The 14456-nt window shown below is 72.2% G+C and carries 15 protein-coding genes; 2 read left to right on the top strand and 13 right to left on the bottom strand.

Annotation, left to right across the window (positions count from 1 at the left end; genetic code table 11):
- Positions 1 to 66 precede the first annotated feature (66 nt).
- Positions 67 to 534, bottom strand: a complete 468-nt coding sequence (locus C1701_RS12885; RefSeq protein ID WP_026419583.1) for an Lrp/AsnC family transcriptional regulator — start codon at positions 532 to 534, stop codon at positions 67 to 69.
- A 302-nt stretch (positions 535 to 836) separates the two neighbouring features.
- Between C1701_RS12885 and C1701_RS12880 the strand changes: the two genes are divergently transcribed.
- On the top strand, positions 837 to 998 hold the full coding sequence (locus tag C1701_RS12880; RefSeq protein ID WP_245533479.1) for a BldC family transcriptional regulator: 162 nt from the start codon (positions 837 to 839) through the stop codon (positions 996 to 998).
- A gap of 134 nt (positions 999 to 1132) precedes the next feature.
- On the top strand, positions 1133 to 1372 hold the full coding sequence (locus tag C1701_RS12875; RefSeq protein WP_372492990.1) for a hypothetical protein: 240 nt from the start codon (positions 1133 to 1135) through the stop codon (positions 1370 to 1372).
- A gap of 184 nt (positions 1373 to 1556) precedes the next feature.
- Here the strand turns inward: C1701_RS12875 and C1701_RS12870 are convergent, their stop codons facing one another.
- The 12 genes from C1701_RS12870 to C1701_RS12815 form a co-directional block, all read right to left on the bottom strand.
- A complete protein-coding gene (locus tag C1701_RS12870) occupies positions 1557 to 3017 on the bottom strand; it encodes a nucleotide-binding protein (protein WP_443098151.1) in 1461 nt (486 codons plus the stop codon).
- A gap of 125 nt (positions 3018 to 3142) precedes the next feature.
- On the bottom strand, positions 3143 to 4132 hold the full coding sequence (gene ccsB / locus C1701_RS12865) for a c-type cytochrome biogenesis protein CcsB (RefSeq protein ID WP_103055971.1): 990 nt from the start codon (positions 4130 to 4132) through the stop codon (positions 3143 to 3145).
- Positions 4132 to 5790 carry a cytochrome c biogenesis protein ResB gene (resB, locus tag C1701_RS12860; protein ID WP_103055970.1) on the bottom strand — a complete coding sequence of 553 codons (1659 nt, stop codon included), beginning with the start codon at positions 5788 to 5790 and terminating at the stop codon, positions 4132 to 4134. The genes ccsB and resB overlap by 1 nt, the downstream gene beginning before the upstream one ends.
- Complete coding sequence (locus C1701_RS12855) at positions 5790 to 6671, bottom strand: cytochrome c biogenesis CcdA family protein (protein ID WP_051314140.1); 882 nt, start codon at positions 6669 to 6671, stop codon at positions 5790 to 5792. Before C1701_RS12855 ends, resB begins: the two co-directional genes overlap by 1 nt.
- Positions 6672 to 6747: 76 nt before the next feature.
- Positions 6748 to 7464 carry a TlpA family protein disulfide reductase gene (locus tag C1701_RS12850; protein WP_081893383.1) on the bottom strand — a complete coding sequence of 239 codons (717 nt, stop codon included), beginning with the start codon at positions 7462 to 7464 and terminating at the stop codon, positions 6748 to 6750.
- Between the two features lie 125 nt (positions 7465 to 7589).
- Entirely contained in the window at positions 7590 to 8222 is a 633-nt protein-coding gene (locus C1701_RS12845) for a histidine phosphatase family protein (protein WP_026419587.1), read from the bottom strand.
- Positions 8219 to 9541 carry a glutamate-1-semialdehyde 2,1-aminomutase gene (gene hemL, locus C1701_RS12840; protein WP_030226589.1) on the bottom strand — a complete coding sequence of 441 codons (1323 nt, stop codon included), beginning with the start codon at positions 9539 to 9541 and terminating at the stop codon, positions 8219 to 8221. The genes C1701_RS12845 and hemL overlap by 4 nt, the downstream gene beginning before the upstream one ends.
- A gap of 105 nt (positions 9542 to 9646) precedes the next feature.
- Positions 9647 to 10045, bottom strand: a complete 399-nt coding sequence (locus C1701_RS12835) for a hypothetical protein (RefSeq protein WP_051712999.1) — start codon at positions 10043 to 10045, stop codon at positions 9647 to 9649.
- An 84-nt stretch (positions 10046 to 10129) separates the two neighbouring features.
- Positions 10130 to 10834 carry a hypothetical protein gene (locus C1701_RS12830; protein WP_155886202.1) on the bottom strand — a complete coding sequence of 235 codons (705 nt, stop codon included), beginning with the start codon at positions 10832 to 10834 and terminating at the stop codon, positions 10130 to 10132.
- Positions 10835 to 10981: 147 nt separating this feature from the next.
- Positions 10982 to 11521 (bottom strand): hypothetical protein, encoded by a 540-nt coding sequence (locus tag C1701_RS12825; RefSeq protein WP_155886203.1) that lies wholly within the window; start codon positions 11519 to 11521, stop codon positions 10982 to 10984.
- Positions 11522 to 11855: 334 nt separating this feature from the next.
- On the bottom strand, positions 11856 to 12836 hold the full coding sequence (gene hemB / locus C1701_RS12820) for a porphobilinogen synthase (RefSeq protein ID WP_030226591.1): 981 nt from the start codon (positions 12834 to 12836) through the stop codon (positions 11856 to 11858).
- An 85-nt stretch (positions 12837 to 12921) separates the two neighbouring features.
- Positions 12922 to 14451, bottom strand: coding sequence for a uroporphyrinogen-III synthase (locus C1701_RS12815; RefSeq protein ID WP_026419592.1), 1530 nt, complete (start codon positions 14449 to 14451; stop codon positions 12922 to 12924).
- Positions 14452 to 14456: the final 5 nt, after the last annotated feature.

Raw genomic sequence — 14456 nt, 5'->3', positions numbered from 1 at the left:
CCACCCACCCACGCACCCTACGCGGCCACGTCACGGACGGGACGACCCCGCACGCCGAACCCGGCCTCAGGCCTCCACCGGACCCAGCTCCGAGGGGGTGTTGGGCCGCCCCTCGAAGCGGGTGGAGAGGACGATCGTCGTCCGGGTGCGGGCCACCCCCTCGATGCGCCGAAGCCGCCCCAGGCTCTTCTCCAACTCGTCCATCGCCGCCACCCGCACCTTGACGACGAAGGCCTCCTCGCCCGCGACGGCGTAGCACGACTCCACCTCGGGCAGCTCGGCCAGCGCCTCGGCGATCCGGTCGTCGTCCCCCTCGTTGGTGGGGTGGATCCCGACGAGAGCGGTCACGCCGAGCCCGACGGTGCTCGGGTCGACGACGGCGTGGTACCCGGTGATCACCCCGGCCGCCTCCAGCTTGCCCACCCGCTCGTGCACGGCGGAGGCGGACAGTCCCACCTGACGTCCCAGATCCGCGTAGGTGGCACGCCCGCTGATCCGCAGCGCGGCGATGATCCTCCGGTCGACAGCGTCCATGACCGTCGATTGTCCCGGACAGGCGCTCGGCCCCCAACGAACCGTCGGCGCGGGGCGCTCGCCAGCGGTTTTCCCCGCGTGACCAGGCCCGGGAGGTCGGCGCGAGTCCGAAGCGAGCGATTCGTGCCTTACTGTCCCTTTACCTACTCACAAGCGTTCGAGTACCTGGTGGGTGAGGTGTCACGATGCGACCGGTACGTCGGTTTTCCCGACAGTCGAGGAGGCTGCTTGTGTCCGGGTCCATCCAGCAGGCCGAGGAACGCTCACCGGAACGACTGCTCACCCCCGGCGAGGTGGCGACCATGTTCCGGGTCGACCCCAAGACGGTGACCCGGTGGGCCACCGCGGGCCGGATCGGCTCCATCCGCACGCCGGGAGGCCACCGCCGCTTCCGGGAGTCGGAGGTGAAGAGCCTGCTCGCCACGCTCACCCGGGAGGCGAGCACGCCGGTGACGGCGAGCTGACCACGTCCGCCCCAGGCCAGGGGCCGCCGCCAGCCGTTCGGCCGGCTCCGGTCCCGGCCCCAGGGCACCCGCCACCCCAGCCCTGCTCAACATGAACAGTTCGAAACGGGTTAACCTCGCATAGGGACAAGGAGGTGGCGACTGTGCTGTACCTGCTCGCGGCTATCGGCGTGATCAGTGTCGCGGTGCTGCTGTGGCGCGCGTTCGCTCCGGAGCGGGTAGGGGCCGCCCCACGGCCGGAGACGGCCAAGGCCCCTGACGACGACCCGGAGTTCCTGCGCCGACTGGCCGAGCGGCAGTGGGAGGAACGCCGGCGGCAACAACGCCGGTCGGAGCGTTCCGACCCCGACAACGAGAACCCCTCGGGTTCCTGACACACCGGCCCGGCCACGCCGGAGGGGTCCGCCGCCGACGTCCCGTCGGCGCGGGCGCCCGGCGGCGGCGTCCGGACGCCGGGTGGAGCGACCACACGGGCCGTTCCGCCGGCCAGCGACCCCACCCGTCACCTAGCTGGGCGACCCCGAGCCGGCGTGGCGGAGCCACCCGGCCCCAGCGGGCTCAGCTCGTCCGGCTGACCGCCTGCGGGAAACCGTCCGCCACGGTCGCCGCGAGTTCGAGCAGCCCCAGCCGGGTGTCCGGCCCGAGCCGGTCCAGTTCGATCTCCGCCCCCTCCTCCAGGTGACCGTCGAACGGGATCCGGCAGACGGCCCGGCAGCGGGATTCGAAGTGTTGCGTCAACTTGTCCAGGTCCACCTTGCCCGAGCTCGGCCGGACCGAGTTGATGACGGCGATGGAGCGCGAGACCAGGTTGCGGTAGCCGTGCGCGTCCAGCCAGTCGAGGGTCGCTGACGCGCTCCTGGCCCCGTCGATGGAACCGGACGACACGATGACCAGGGAGTCGGCGACGTCGAGCACGCCCCGCATCGCCGAGTGCATCAGCCCCGTCCCGCAGTCGGTCAGGACCACGTTGTAGAAGAGCTCCAGCAGGTCCACGGTGCGTCGGTAGTCGTCCTCGCTGAACGCCTCCGACACGGCCGGGTCCTGTTCACTCGCCAGCACCTCCAACCGGCTCGGGCCCTGCGAGGTGTACGCGCGGACGTCGCTGTACTTCCGGATCCGTTCGGCGTCCCGGAGGAGGTGGCGCACGGTGGCCGTCGTCTCCAGCGGGATCTTCTGGCTCAGGGTGCCCCGGTCGGGGTTGGCGTCCACCGCGATCACGCGGTCCCCCCGGAGGGAGGAGAAGGTGGACCCGAGCGTCGCGGTCGTGGTCGTCTTCCCGACGCCACCCTTCAGGCTGAGCATGGCGATCTTGTAGCAACCCTGGAGTGGCTGGTTGATCCGGGCGATCAGTTCCCGCCGCCGTCGGTCGTCCGTGCTCTCGCCGAGGTTGATGGTCTGCCCGCTGAGCCGGTAGACGGCTCGCCGCCACCCGGACTGGGGCGGGCGCTTGGCCTGCCGCAGCAGCCGTGAGGAGGCGAGGTCCCGCTGCTGGCCCCCGGCCGGCGGAGCGGCCGGCTGCTGACCGTGCTGGGGGTTGGAGTAACCGTAGGGCGGCTGCCCCGCCGCTCCCCCGTCCTGCGTCTGGTGCGGTCCGGACACCGCGGGGTCGACCTGGTACGGACCCGAACGCGACGGATCGACCTGGTACGGACCCGAACGCGACGGATCGACCTGGTACGGACCCGAACGCGACGGGTCAACCTGGTACGGACCCGAACGCGACGGATCGACCTGGTACGGACCCGAACGCGACGGGTCAACCTGGTACGGACCCGAACGCGACGGATCGACCTGGTACGGACCCGAACGCGACGGGTCAACCTGGTACGGACCCGAACGCGACGGATCGACCTGGTACGGACCCGAACGCGACGGATCGGGGTAACCGGCCGGCTGCGGACCTGACGGGGTCTGTTCCACGTAGTAGGGCCCGCTGGCGGAACCGTCCCCGCCGGGGTGTCCACCGGCCGCCTGCCAGTTCGGCTCCGAGCGCGATTCCGGCTCGTACTGTCCGGTCACCGTTCGTCCTTCCACACGAGCGAACGGATCGAGCCTTCCCCGACCCGCCTCCGACGGTAACGCCAGTCGTTTCCCGTGCTTGTGGGGGGTTCGCGTTCCGTCCGCCAGACCAGCGCCACCGCCGATCAACCGACTCCAGCATAGGAATGCAGGCCCGCCACAACCAGGTTCACGAAGAAGAGGTTGAAGACGACGGTGGCGAAACCGATCACGTTGATCCAGGCGGCGGGCACCCCGCGCCAGCCGGTGGTGGCCCGCGCGTGCAGGTAACCCGCGTAGACCACCCAGGAGATGAAGGCCACCGTCTCCTTGGGGTCCCACCCCCAGAACCGGCCCCAGGCCGCCTCGGCCCAGATGGCCCCGCAGATGATGCCGAAGGTCAGGATCGGGAACGCGAAGACGGCGGTGCGGTACGCGAGCCGGTCCAGCGCCACGAGGTCCGGCAGTTTCGCGCCGAGGTTGCGGAACCGCTCCGGCCGCCGTTCGTGCGCGGACTTGATCAGGTATGCCACGGCACCCATGCCGGAGACCAGCAGGATTCCACTGCCGACGATGGCCGCGGAGACGTGGATGATGATCCAGTAGGAACGCAGCGAGGGCACGAGCGGCGCGGCCTCGGCGTACAGGAAGGTTCCAGCGACGAAGTAGAGGATGACCACCGGGAGCAGCACGAAGACCGCGATCTCCCGGACCGGGTGACGCCGCAGCACCACCAGCCAGGCGACGACCGCGGCCAGGCACAGGGCCGCGATGTACTCGTACATGTTGCCCCACGGGATGCGGCTGGTCGCCAGACCCCGCAGCACCAGGGACGCCAGTTGGAGGACGGCGGCCAGCACGGTCAGGGCCACGCCCATCCGGCCAAGCCGAGCCGCCAGCGGACGTCGGTCGCGGACCCCGGGACCGACCGCCCCGCCCGGCGAGTCCTCCTCCGGCCGGTCCAGCGTGGCCACCCCGCCCGCGGAGACCCCGGCGGCCGGTGTCGCCGCGCGCTGCTTCGGCTTGCGGGTGAAACCGTACTCCGCGGCGTGCAGCAGCAGTCCGAGCATGAACACGGCCAACGCGGCGGCGTAGCAGAGATCGCTGTAGACCGACAGCGTCTCGTTGACAGGCATCAGGTGTCCTTCCCGTGCGCCCGGGCCGAGGCGGGCTCCGGGTCAGCCGGCGGTTCCGAACGGCCGGCGGGCTCCAGCTCGGCGGCGAGCCGGGTGAACTCCTCGCCGTAACCGGCCTGGTCAGTCCGTGCCAGACCACCGATGCGCACCACGGTACGACCACCGGGGTCATCCGGATCGGCAGGGGTGGCGCGCACCCAGACCCGGCGCCGTTTGATCCCCAACGACAGGCTCAGCCCCAGCAGTACCGCGATGCTGGCGACCAGGACCCAGATCTGCGCCGGGTCGTGGGAGACCTGGAGCGAGACCCAGTCGTCGACCCCGTCGAAGCGGATCACGGTGCCGTTGTCCAGCTCCAGTTCCTCACCGACCGACAGGTTCTCCCTGGCGACCCGTTCGAGGAGGCCGGCGTCCACCATCTCCTGGTCGATCTCGAAGATCGACTGCCCTCGGCCGGAGTCGTTGCCCAGGTTCCCGCGCAACACGTCCACGGCGACGGCCGGCTCGTTGAGCGCGGGGAACCGGGAGGTCAGCAGGGTTCCGTCGTAGGCGGGGGTGGGCGCGAGCAGGCCGGTGATGGCCAGCTGGCCGCGGTGGCGTTCCTCCTCGTCCGGTGTCCCCGGCGGATCGAACTTGGTCGCCCCCTCGGAGAGCATGGTCTGGAGTTCCACCGGCCGCCACTGCGTGTTCTTCACCCGTTCCTCCCCGTTGGGGAAGGTGACGGTGAAACGGGGCGCGTAACCGTGCCCCAGCAGGTACACGCGGTCCGTGCCGGTGCGCAGCGGGTGGTTCACCTGGAGCTCGTGCTCACTCCACTCGCCGGTCTCCAGGGCGTCGCCCACCTGGTAGGACAGGTCGGCGTGGTACTGGAGGGCCTGCCCGGTGGGCAGGTGCTCGGCGCGGAACCCGTCGACGCGGACGCAGAACGGGTTCAGGTTGGTGCCGTCGACGCTGATCCCGGCGTTGAAGGAGTCGTAGTTGTAGATGCCCGAGTTGCAGAACTCCTGGCCGTCGGCTCGGACGATGGTCTGGCCCTCGTACCCGAACAGCTCGCCCAGGGCGAAGGCGACCAACAGGCCCAGCATCGCGGTGTGGAAGACCAGGTTCCCCGCCTCGCGGAGGTAACCGCGTTCGGCGCTGAGGGTTCGGACGCCCTGGTCCTCCTCGCGTTCGGCGACCCGCCACCCCCTGAGCACGGTCCGGGCGTGCGCGACCGCCTCCTCGGGCGACACGTCGGTCTCCACGCGGTGGTGGTGCGGCAGCCGGTCGAGGTTCCTCGGCGTCAACACCGGCCTGGCGCGCAGCTGCCGGACGAACTCCGCGCACCTCGGCACCACGCACCCGACGAGGGAGGTGAACAGCAGGACGTAGATCGCGGCGAACCACACGCTGCCGAAGACGTCGAACATCGACAGCCGGTCGAGGAGGGGGGCCAGACGCGGGTTGTCGTTGTAGTAGTCGACGACGAGTTCCGGGGCCACCGACCGCTGGGGGAGCAGCGCGCCGGGCACCGACGCCAGCGCCAGCAGGAACAGCAGCACCAGCGCGGTCCGCATGGTCGTCAGACCACGCCAGTAGTTCCGGAGGGTCGCCAGCACCACCCGGTGTGGCGCGCGTCCCGGCCTGGTCTCCTCCCGGGCCTTCGACTCCTCGGCCATCAGAGCGGCAACTCGAAGCCGCTGATCGGACCACGCAGCACGCCGATGAGCCAGTTCCAGGTACCGGTCACGAGCAGAACCCCCACCACGATCATCATCACGCCACCCGCCAGCTGGATCCTCCTCGTGTTCCGCCGCAGCCAACCGGCGCTGCGCACCGCCCAGCCCGCGCCGACCGCGAGGAGCACGAACGGCAGACCCAGACCGAGGCAGTACGCGGCGACGAGGGTGACCCCCCTGGTCAGGACCCCGCCGTCGCCCTGGGTGGCGATGGCGAAGGACAGCACCCCGGTCAGGGTCGGGCCGAGGCAGGGTGTCCAGCCCAGCGCGAACACCCCACCGAGGAGTGGGGCGCCGAGGAGACCGTCCCGGCGGACCCGGTGGAACCGGAGATCACGTTGCAGGGCGGGCACCAACCCGAGGAAGACCAGTCCCATCGCGATGGTGATCACGCCGCCCACCCGCTGGAGCACGACCTCGTTGGCCGTGATCGTCTCGGAGAGGCCGAGGAGGCTCACCGTCGCGAGCATGAACACGACCGTGAAACCCAGGACGAAGAGCAGCGCCGCGCCGGCGACCCGCCACCGACCCGCACCCGCTTGCTGGCGCGCGTCCCGCGCCGTCGCCGGCCCCTCGACCGGCTCGACCGAGGACGTCGAGGTCTGGGACGCCGAGGGTGACGCGCCGGCGGGAACCGGTTTCCCCGCCCGGTCGGGGACCTCGTCGGGTGCGGACGCGCCGACCAACCCCGCGAGGTAGGCGAGGTAGCCGGGAACCAGCGGGATCACGCACGGCGACGCGAAGCTCACGACGCCGGCCAGCGCCGAGAGGCCCATCGCCAACAGCAGCGGGCCGCTGATCACGAACTCGGTGGGGTCCACGCTCAACGAGAGTAAGTAGTACGAAACGGATACGGCGCCGGGGGTCGTCCACGCGTGGCGCGGCCCACTCCTCCGCTCACCGGCCACCCACCTCCCCGGCGTCCCCGGCGGAGGTGCCGTCGGTCTCCTCGCCCCGGTCGTCGGCCCCCGGGGCCGCCGCGTCGCCACCGCCCTCGGCGAGCAGGTCCTCGACGGCGGGCATCAGCTCCTCCTCGTGGACCTGAGCGAGGAACACGGCCGCCACCCGCTGCTCCCTGTCGATCAACAGGGTGGAGGGCACGGCGTTGCGCGGGTAGCCGCGCAGCCCGAGCAGCGACCGGCCGGAGGGGTCGTAGATGCTCGGGTAGGTCAGCCCGAGGTTCTCCATGAAGTCGATCGGCGCGCTGCGAGGGTTGTCCCGCACGCTGATCCCCAGGAACTGGACGTCCGCGTCCGCGGTCGCCTCGGACATGCGCTGGAGCTCGGGGGCCTCCTCCCGGCACGGCGTGCACCAGGAACCCCAGATGTTGACGACGACGACGTCACCGGCGTAGTCGGCGACGCTGATGCGGCTGTCCTCGTCGAACAGGTCCTCACCCGAGATGTCCGGTACGGGCTGCCGTTCCGCCGCCTCGTAGTGGAGGCGGGTCTGGCCGCCGGGCGCGATGAACTGGAAGTCCCCCTCCACCTGGTCGGTGCCGGCGCAGGCGCCGACCAGCAGGCCGGTGGCCACCACCAGGGCCGCGAGGGGACGGCGTCGCCGTCGACTCCGTGTCCCGCCGACGCCGCGGTCGGCCTCTTCGGTACCGCTCATCACACACCTTCCCGCTGGGGTCCGTCGCCGTCACCGGACATCGCCCGTCCGCCGGGGTGGCGGTGCCCCGGCGCCAGCCTGCCACCGCCGAGGCGGCACCTCGGAACCGGGCCGGCGGCCGCCGCTCAGGCTCCCGTCACCCGTGCGTCGGTGCTGCCGACGGGCTCGAAGTAGGAGATCCGAACCAGCTGCTCGTCGTCGAAGACCAGGCTGGTCAGGGAGGCGAGTGAGCACTGCCGCCGCCGGGGGTCGTGCCACATCCGCCGTCCTTCGAGGAACAGCCTGATGGTCCAGATCGGCAGCTGGTGCGAGACGCACACCGCCTCGTGGCCCTCCGCGGCGGCCCGCGCCCGATGGACGGCTCCGAGCATGCGGTGCGCGATCCGCAGGTAGGGCTCGCCCCAGGAGGGGCGGAACGGGTTCCGCAGCTTGGACCAGTGCTTGGGGGACCGCAGCGCGCCGTCCCCCACCGACACCCGGAGCCCCTCGAAGAGGTTGCCGGCCTCGATGAGGCGCTCGTCGGTGGCCAGTTCCACGCCGTGGGTGGCCACCAGCGGCTGCGCGGTCTGCTGGGCCCGCTCCAGCGGCGAGGCCACCACGTGCACGAGGTCCCGGTCGGCCAGGAACGCCGCGACCTCCTTGGCCTGCTGTTCCCCGGTCGCGGAGAGGTGGAAGTTCGGCAGGCGGCCGTACAGCACGCCGCTCGGGTTGTGCACTTCGCCGTGGCGGAGCAGGTGCACGGTCGTCCGGGTCGTCATCTCGTCCCCTCTCGGCTCGCCGCCGCGGCGGCCTCGGCGGCCGGCGGCAGCGCCGCCGCGATCGCCTCGAACGCGTCGTCGTCCAGCGCGGCCGACACGAACCAGGCCTCGAAGGCGCTGGGCGGCGCGTACACGCCACGCTCCAGCAGCGCGTGGAAGAACGCGGGGAAGCGCCAGGTGTCGGCCCGTTGGGCCGCGGCGTAGTCGTGGACCTCGTCCTCGCTGAAGAAGACGCTGAGCAGGTTACCGGCGTAGGCGACGTGGTGTGGCACGCCGGCCGAGGTCAGGGCGTCACCGAGCAGGCCACCGAGCCGACGGGCGTTCTCGTCGAGCCGGGCGTACACGGTGTCGTCGGCGGCGCGCAACGTCGCCAGACCCGCCGCCACGGCCACGGGGTTCCCGGAGAGCGTGCCGGCCTGGTAGACGGGGCCGGCCGGAGCGAGCCGGGCCATCACCTCGGCCCGGCCGCCGAACGCGGCCGCCGGGAGCCCACCGGACATCACCTTGCCGAAGGTGTAGAGGTCGCCGGCGACCCCGTCGAGGCCGTACCACCCGGACCGGGACACCCGGAACCCGGTCATGACCTCGTCCATCACGAGCAGGGCGCCGTGCCGGTCGCACAGTTCCCGGAGACCGGCGTTGAAGCCGGGCACGGGCGCGACGGCACCCATGTTGCCGGCCGCGGCCTCGGTGATCACGCAGGCGATGTCGGCGCCGTGGCGGTCGAAGGCCTCCCGCACGGCGGCGAGGTCGTTGTAGGGCAGGACGAGGGTGTCCTCGGCCTGGGCGCCGGTGACGCCCGGAGTGGTGGGCAGTCCCAGCGTCGCGACCCCGGAGCCGGCGCTGGCCAGCAGGGCGTCGACGTGCCCGTGGTAGCAGCCGGCGAACTTCACGACCTTGCGCCGCCCGGTGTGGCCCCTGGCGAGCCGCACGGCGCTCATGGTGGCCTCGGTGCCGGAGTTGACCAGTCGCAGCTGGGCGACCGGGGGCACGCGGTCGATGATCTCCTGGGCGAGCTCCACCTCACCGGTGGTGGGCGTGCCGAAGGACAGCCCGTTCGTGGCCGCCGACCGAACCGCCTCCACGACGGCGGGATGGGCGTGCCCGAGGATCATCGGCCCCCACGAGGACACGAGGTCCACGTACCGGTTCCCGTCGACATCCCACAGGTGCGGGCCGGCGCCGCGCACCATCACCCTCGGGGTGCCCCCGACGGAGTGGAACGCCCGCACCGGGCTGTTCACCCCGCCCGGGGTGAGCGCGCTGGCCCGTTCGAACCACTCCCTCGACCGCTCGACGGATCGGCCAGCCGATCCGATGCCGTGTCCTTCCGCACCCGTTGGTTCCCGCTGCTCGCTCACGGGACCAGTCTCGCAAGGACCTCTCGGCGGCCGGGGTCCGAGGTGGGGGTGGAGTCGCGCACCTCACCGCGGCGGCGGCTCTGGGCCGGCCTCGACATCCGGGGCCGGCCCCTTCCCGGCCCGGCTGGCCAGCACCAACTGGCGGGCGGCGTCGAGCAGCAGCAGGGCACCGAGGGTGCCGCAACCGACGGCCCCGGCCAACCAGTTCCCCAGGTGCCGGTGGGAGACGTGTTCGACCTGGCCGTCGGTCGCGACGTAGTCGAGGACGACCACCCCGCGCTGCCACATCCACGCGGTCAGCGCCCCGGCGCCCAGTGCCAGCAGCAGCTCAAGGCCGCCGATGACGGCGCGGAGCGGGCTGTGGAGCCGTGGCACGGCCTCCTCCGGTGTGACGGGGACGCCACCGTCGGCCGAGGCCCCGTCCCGCCGGTCGGGGAGCTCGCCAGTCTCGGTTGCCTTCACGGAACGTGAGTCTTCCACGCGAGAGCCGTCGGGTTCACCGGCACCGACCGCAGCCGGGCCGCCCGTTCGGGGTCCCCGAGGCGGTCAGGACTGCCGGAAGTACCGGTTGGAGTCGGCGAGGTACATCATCACGAGACCTCCGATGACCAGCAGGGGCTGCGCGATCGCGAGGAGGCCCAGCAGGATCCCGGGGCCACCGACCTCGAAGTTCGCGGCGAGGCTGCCGAGGTCGCTCAGGGTGCCCAGGATCGAGAGGGCTCCCAGCACGGTCAGCAGGATCCTGGCCCAGTTGCGCCCGGCCCGCATCTTGAAGACGAAGAGGATCATGAGGCCGGCCAGGATCGCGCTGATCGTCGCCGCCACCATCGCGGCGGACCGCGCGAGGCTGGTGACGCTCTCGCCGAGCTCCGCGCTGACGCCCGAGGCCGCCACCTCACGCGCGACGACGGTGTCCAGCAGCACGATCATGGCGACCGTGGCGAGGATGCCGAGCACCGCGTTGCCCATCCACAGGAAGAACGCGGTGTTCACGGAGGCTGGCCGTTGCCCGGCGCGCTGCTCGGGGTCGGACAGCGGGGGCGGAGCCATGCCGAACCCCGCCGGCGGCATGCCGCCACCGAACTGGCCTGGTGCCTGGCCGTAGCCGGGAGCGGCGGGGAACTGGGGCTGCCCGTACCCGGGCGGCGGAGTACCGCCGCCGGACGCGCCGGGCGGCGGCCCCCAGCCGGGTGGCGGAGTGTTGGCGGGATGCGGTGAGCCCTGCTGGTAGGGGCCCTGAGGGTTGGTCACCCGGCGACGGTAGAAGCCGGCCACCCGGGTGTCCACCGAACTGGAGATATTCGTTGTCGAAGACCCGAGGAACGGCACCTCGGCGGCGCGGGAACCGGCGGGGGACCTGGCCGAGGGCGCACCTGAAGTCGCGCCCTCGGCCTCGGGTCAGTGTCTCCGGTGCGCCTGGAAGTAGGCGTTGGAGTTGGGGAGGAACAGCAACACGGTGGCGACGACGGGCAACATGTTGAACAGGGTGTTCATGCCGTTGCCGCCTCCCGCGGAGGCGAAGAGCAGCAGGTTCAGCACGGCGAGCACCGTGAGCGCGGCCCGGGCCCAGTTCCGGCCGTCGCGCATCTTGAACGCGAACAGGACGTACAGGGCCTGGATGGCCAGCGCGACGACCAGTGTCACGCCGATGGCCGTGTTGAAGACGCTGTCCACCTCGTCCGGGCTCAGACCGTTCGCCTGACCCTCCCGGCGGAACTCCTCCCGCAACTCGTCCAGACCGGTCAGCGCGAGGAGGTTGAAGACGATGTTCAGGACGGCGCTACCGATCCAGATCCAGAACGACACCCTGACCTCGGTGGGCATCGCCGGCTGGCTCCGACCGTCCTCGTCCGGGCTCAACGGCGGAGGCGGGGGCATCCCGCCTCCCGGCTGACGGTCGGGCTCGTCGGGCTCACGGGGATCCTGGGGAGTGGACACGCGTCAACGCTACGAGCCTTCGGCGGGAACGTCCACCGAGGGCCATTCCGCCGTTCCGGGACGAACCAGACACCGTGGCGTGCGGTAATGGCTCCGGTCGATCCCTCGGAGGATGACGACGAGGGGGTCGCGAGCGACCGCCGCTCGTCCCGCCAAGGCCTCCGACGAGCCGGGGACGCCGGCTCCCGCGCGGTCCGCCCCGACGACGGGAGCGGGGAACGCCGACCGGGCGCGCGGCGATCCGATCGGCTCGGCCCGGAACCCGTTCCGCCACCCCCGGGAGCGTCCACCGAGGTCAGCACGGCGTCCCACCAGTCGTGCGGAGTCCCAGGGCTCAGCGGGCCGAGCGCAGCCACCCGGCGGCCTCGGCCGCCCAGTAGGTGAGGACGATGTCGGCCCCGGCCCGGCGGATCGAGGTCAGCGTCTCCAGGACCGTGCGCCGGCGGTCGAGCCACCCGTTCGCCACGGCGGCCTCCACCATCGCGTACTCACCGGACACCTGGTAGGCCGCGACGGGGACCTCGGAGATCTCGGCGACCTGGCGCACCACGTCCAGGTAGGACATCGCCGGTTTCACCATGACGGCGTCGGCGCCCTCGGCCAGATCGAGCCGAACCTCCCGCAGCGCCTCCCGGCCGTTGGCCGGATCCTGCTGGTAGGTGTGGCGGTCACCGGTGAGCTGGGACTCGACGGCGTCGCGGAACGGGCCGTAGAAGGCCGAGGTGTACTTGGCCGAGTAGGCGAGCACGGCGGTCTCGTCATGCCCCGCCTCGTCGAGGGCCTGGCGGATCACCTCCACCTGCCCGTCCATCATGCCGCTGGGGCCCACCACGTGCGCGCCGGCATCGGCCTGCGCGACGGCCATCTCCGCGTACGCCTCCAGGGTGAGGTCGTTGTCCACCACGCCGTCGTCGGTGAGCAGGCCGCAGTGACCGTGGTCGGTGAACTCGTCGAGGCAGGTGTCCGCCATCAGCACGGTGCCGTCACCCACCTCCTCGGACAGCGCGCGGAGCGCCACGTTGAGGATGCCCTTGGGGGCCGCGCCGCCACTGCCCCTCGCGTCCCGGCGTTCCGGGACCCCGAACAGCATGAGACCGCCGACACCGGCGTCGACGGCGGCCACCGCGGCCCGCCGCAGCGAGTCGAGGTCGTGCTGCACGACACCGGGCATCGACGCGATGGGAACCGGTTCCGACGCCCCCTCCCGGACGAACAGGGGCAGCACCAGGTGCCTCGGTTCGAGGCTGGTCTCCGCGACGAGGCGGCGCATCGCCGGGGTGCGCCGCAACCGCCTCGGGCGTTCCAGGGGGAACATCCGTCGTCTCCCTTCGTCGCGCGTCGGGGCGGGGTGGTCGGGTGGCGCCTCGCGCCCACCCGACCACCGGCCAGTCCCCCTGTGCTCAGCGGCGGGCCCGCTTCGCCTTCCTCGGCGGGGGCAGGGCGCCCTCCGCCCGGAGCCGTGAGGCGTGCTCGGCGAGCGCGTCCACGAGCGCCGCGACCTGCGCCGTCTCCGGCTGGACGTCGACCCGGAGCCCGAACTCGGTCGCGGTCTCGGCGGTGGCCGGCCCGATGCAGGACACGATCGTCCTGGTGTGCGGCTTGCCGGCGATGCCGACCAGGTTCCGGACCGTCGACGAGGAGGTGAAGCAGACGGCGTCGAAGCCGCCGGTCTTGATCATCTCCCTGGTGTCGGCGGGCGGCGGAGCGGCCCGCACGGTCCGGTACGCGGTGACGTCGTCGATCTCCCACCCGCGGTCCCGCAGGCCGGCGGCCAGGGTCTCGGTGGCGATGTCGGCCCGGGGCAGCAGGACCCGGTCCACCGGGTCGAGGATGTCGTCGTAGGGCGGGAAGTCGGCGAGCAGCCCCTCGCTGGACTGCTCCCCGGAGGGCAGGAGTTCCGGCACGATGCCGAAGCCGCGCACGCGCTCCGCGGTGGCCTCGCCCACGCAGGCGATCTTCACGCCGGAGAAGGCCCTGGCGTCGAGGCCGAACTCGCGGAACTTCTCCCACACGGCACGGACCGCGTTGGTCGAGGTGAACACCACCCACTGGTAGCGACCGTCGACCAGGCCCTTGACCGCGCGCTCCATCTGCGCGGGGCTGCGCGGGGGCTCGACCGAGATCGTCGGCACCTCCACCGGGATGGCGCCGTGCGCCCGCAGCCGGTCGCTCATCGCCCCGGCCTGGTCCTTGGTCCTGGGGACCAGCACCTTCCAGCCGTACAGCGCCCTCGACTCCCACCAGGACAGTTCCTGGCGGTTGGCGACCGCGTCACCGATGGTGACGACCAGCGGGCCGGGCAGTTCGCCCGCGTCCGCCGCCAGGGAGGCCAGGGTGGTGTCCAGGGTGCGCTGGGTGAACGCCGTGCCCTCCGCCGTCACCGCGACGGGCGTCTGGGCGGACAGCCCGTGCTCCACCAGGGAGGACGCCGCCTCGGCGAGGTGGCTGCCGGCGGCGTGCAGCACCAGGGTGCCGGGGGCGGCGGCCAGCGCCGCCCAGTCCACGTCGCCTCGGACGTCGGCCTCGGTGTGCACCGCGCCGAGGGCGACCCCGGCGTAGGCGGGCACCGCGCTGCCCGCGGCGACGCCGGGCACGACGTCGAAGGGCACGTCGGTGCCGGCGACCGCCCGGGCCTCGGCGACCACCGCGTCCGAGGTCAGCGGGTCGCCGCTGACCAGCCGGACGACGGAGCGGCCGGCCCGGGCCTCGTTCGCCAGGTCGGTCGCCACCTCGCCCGGGTTCCCCACCGCGGGGCGGACCTCCGCCCCGTCGGCGACGAGCGAACTCGCCTCCGAGGCGACGTCGGGATCGGTGACCACCAGCGAGGCCGCGGCCAACAGTTTCTTCGCCCGGACGGTGAGGAGTCCCGCGTCTCCGGGGCCGGTACCCACGAAGGCGATACGTCCGGGGGTCTTACGTGCTCGGGTCATCAGGG

Origin of the sequence: Actinoalloteichus sp. AHMU CJ021, assembly GCF_002895405.1 — a bacterium.
Taxonomy (GTDB): domain Bacteria; phylum Actinomycetota; class Actinomycetes; order Mycobacteriales; family Pseudonocardiaceae; genus Actinoalloteichus_B; species Actinoalloteichus_B caeruleus.
This window is presented reverse-complemented; position numbering and strand designations above follow the sequence as displayed.

Bases quoted from the DNA above. Each gene is read 5' to 3' on its own strand.
- C1701_RS12850 (WP_081893383.1), bottom strand. From the start codon at position 7,464: ATGAGCGGTACCGAAGAGGCCGACCGCGGCGTCGGCGGGACACGGAGT.
- resB (WP_103055970.1), bottom strand. From the start codon at position 5,790: ATGGCCGAGGAGTCGAAGGCCCGGGAGGAGACCAGGCCGGGACGCGCG.
- C1701_RS12815 (WP_026419592.1), bottom strand. From the start codon at position 14,451: ATGACCCGAGCACGTAAGACCCCCGGACGTATCGCCTTCGTGGGTACC.
- C1701_RS12880 (WP_245533479.1), top strand. From the start codon at position 837: ATGTTCCGGGTCGACCCCAAGACGGTGACCCGGTGGGCCACCGCGGGC.
- C1701_RS12885 (WP_026419583.1), bottom strand. From the start codon at position 534: ATGGACGCTGTCGACCGGAGGATCATCGCCGCGCTGCGGATCAGCGGG.
- ccsB (WP_103055971.1), bottom strand. From the start codon at position 4,132: ATGCCTGTCAACGAGACGCTGTCGGTCTACAGCGATCTCTGCTACGCC.
- hemB (WP_030226591.1), bottom strand. From the start codon at position 12,836: ATGTTCCCCCTGGAACGCCCGAGGCGGTTGCGGCGCACCCCGGCGATG.
- C1701_RS12845 (WP_026419587.1), bottom strand. From the start codon at position 8,222: ATGACGACCCGGACGACCGTGCACCTGCTCCGCCACGGCGAAGTGCAC.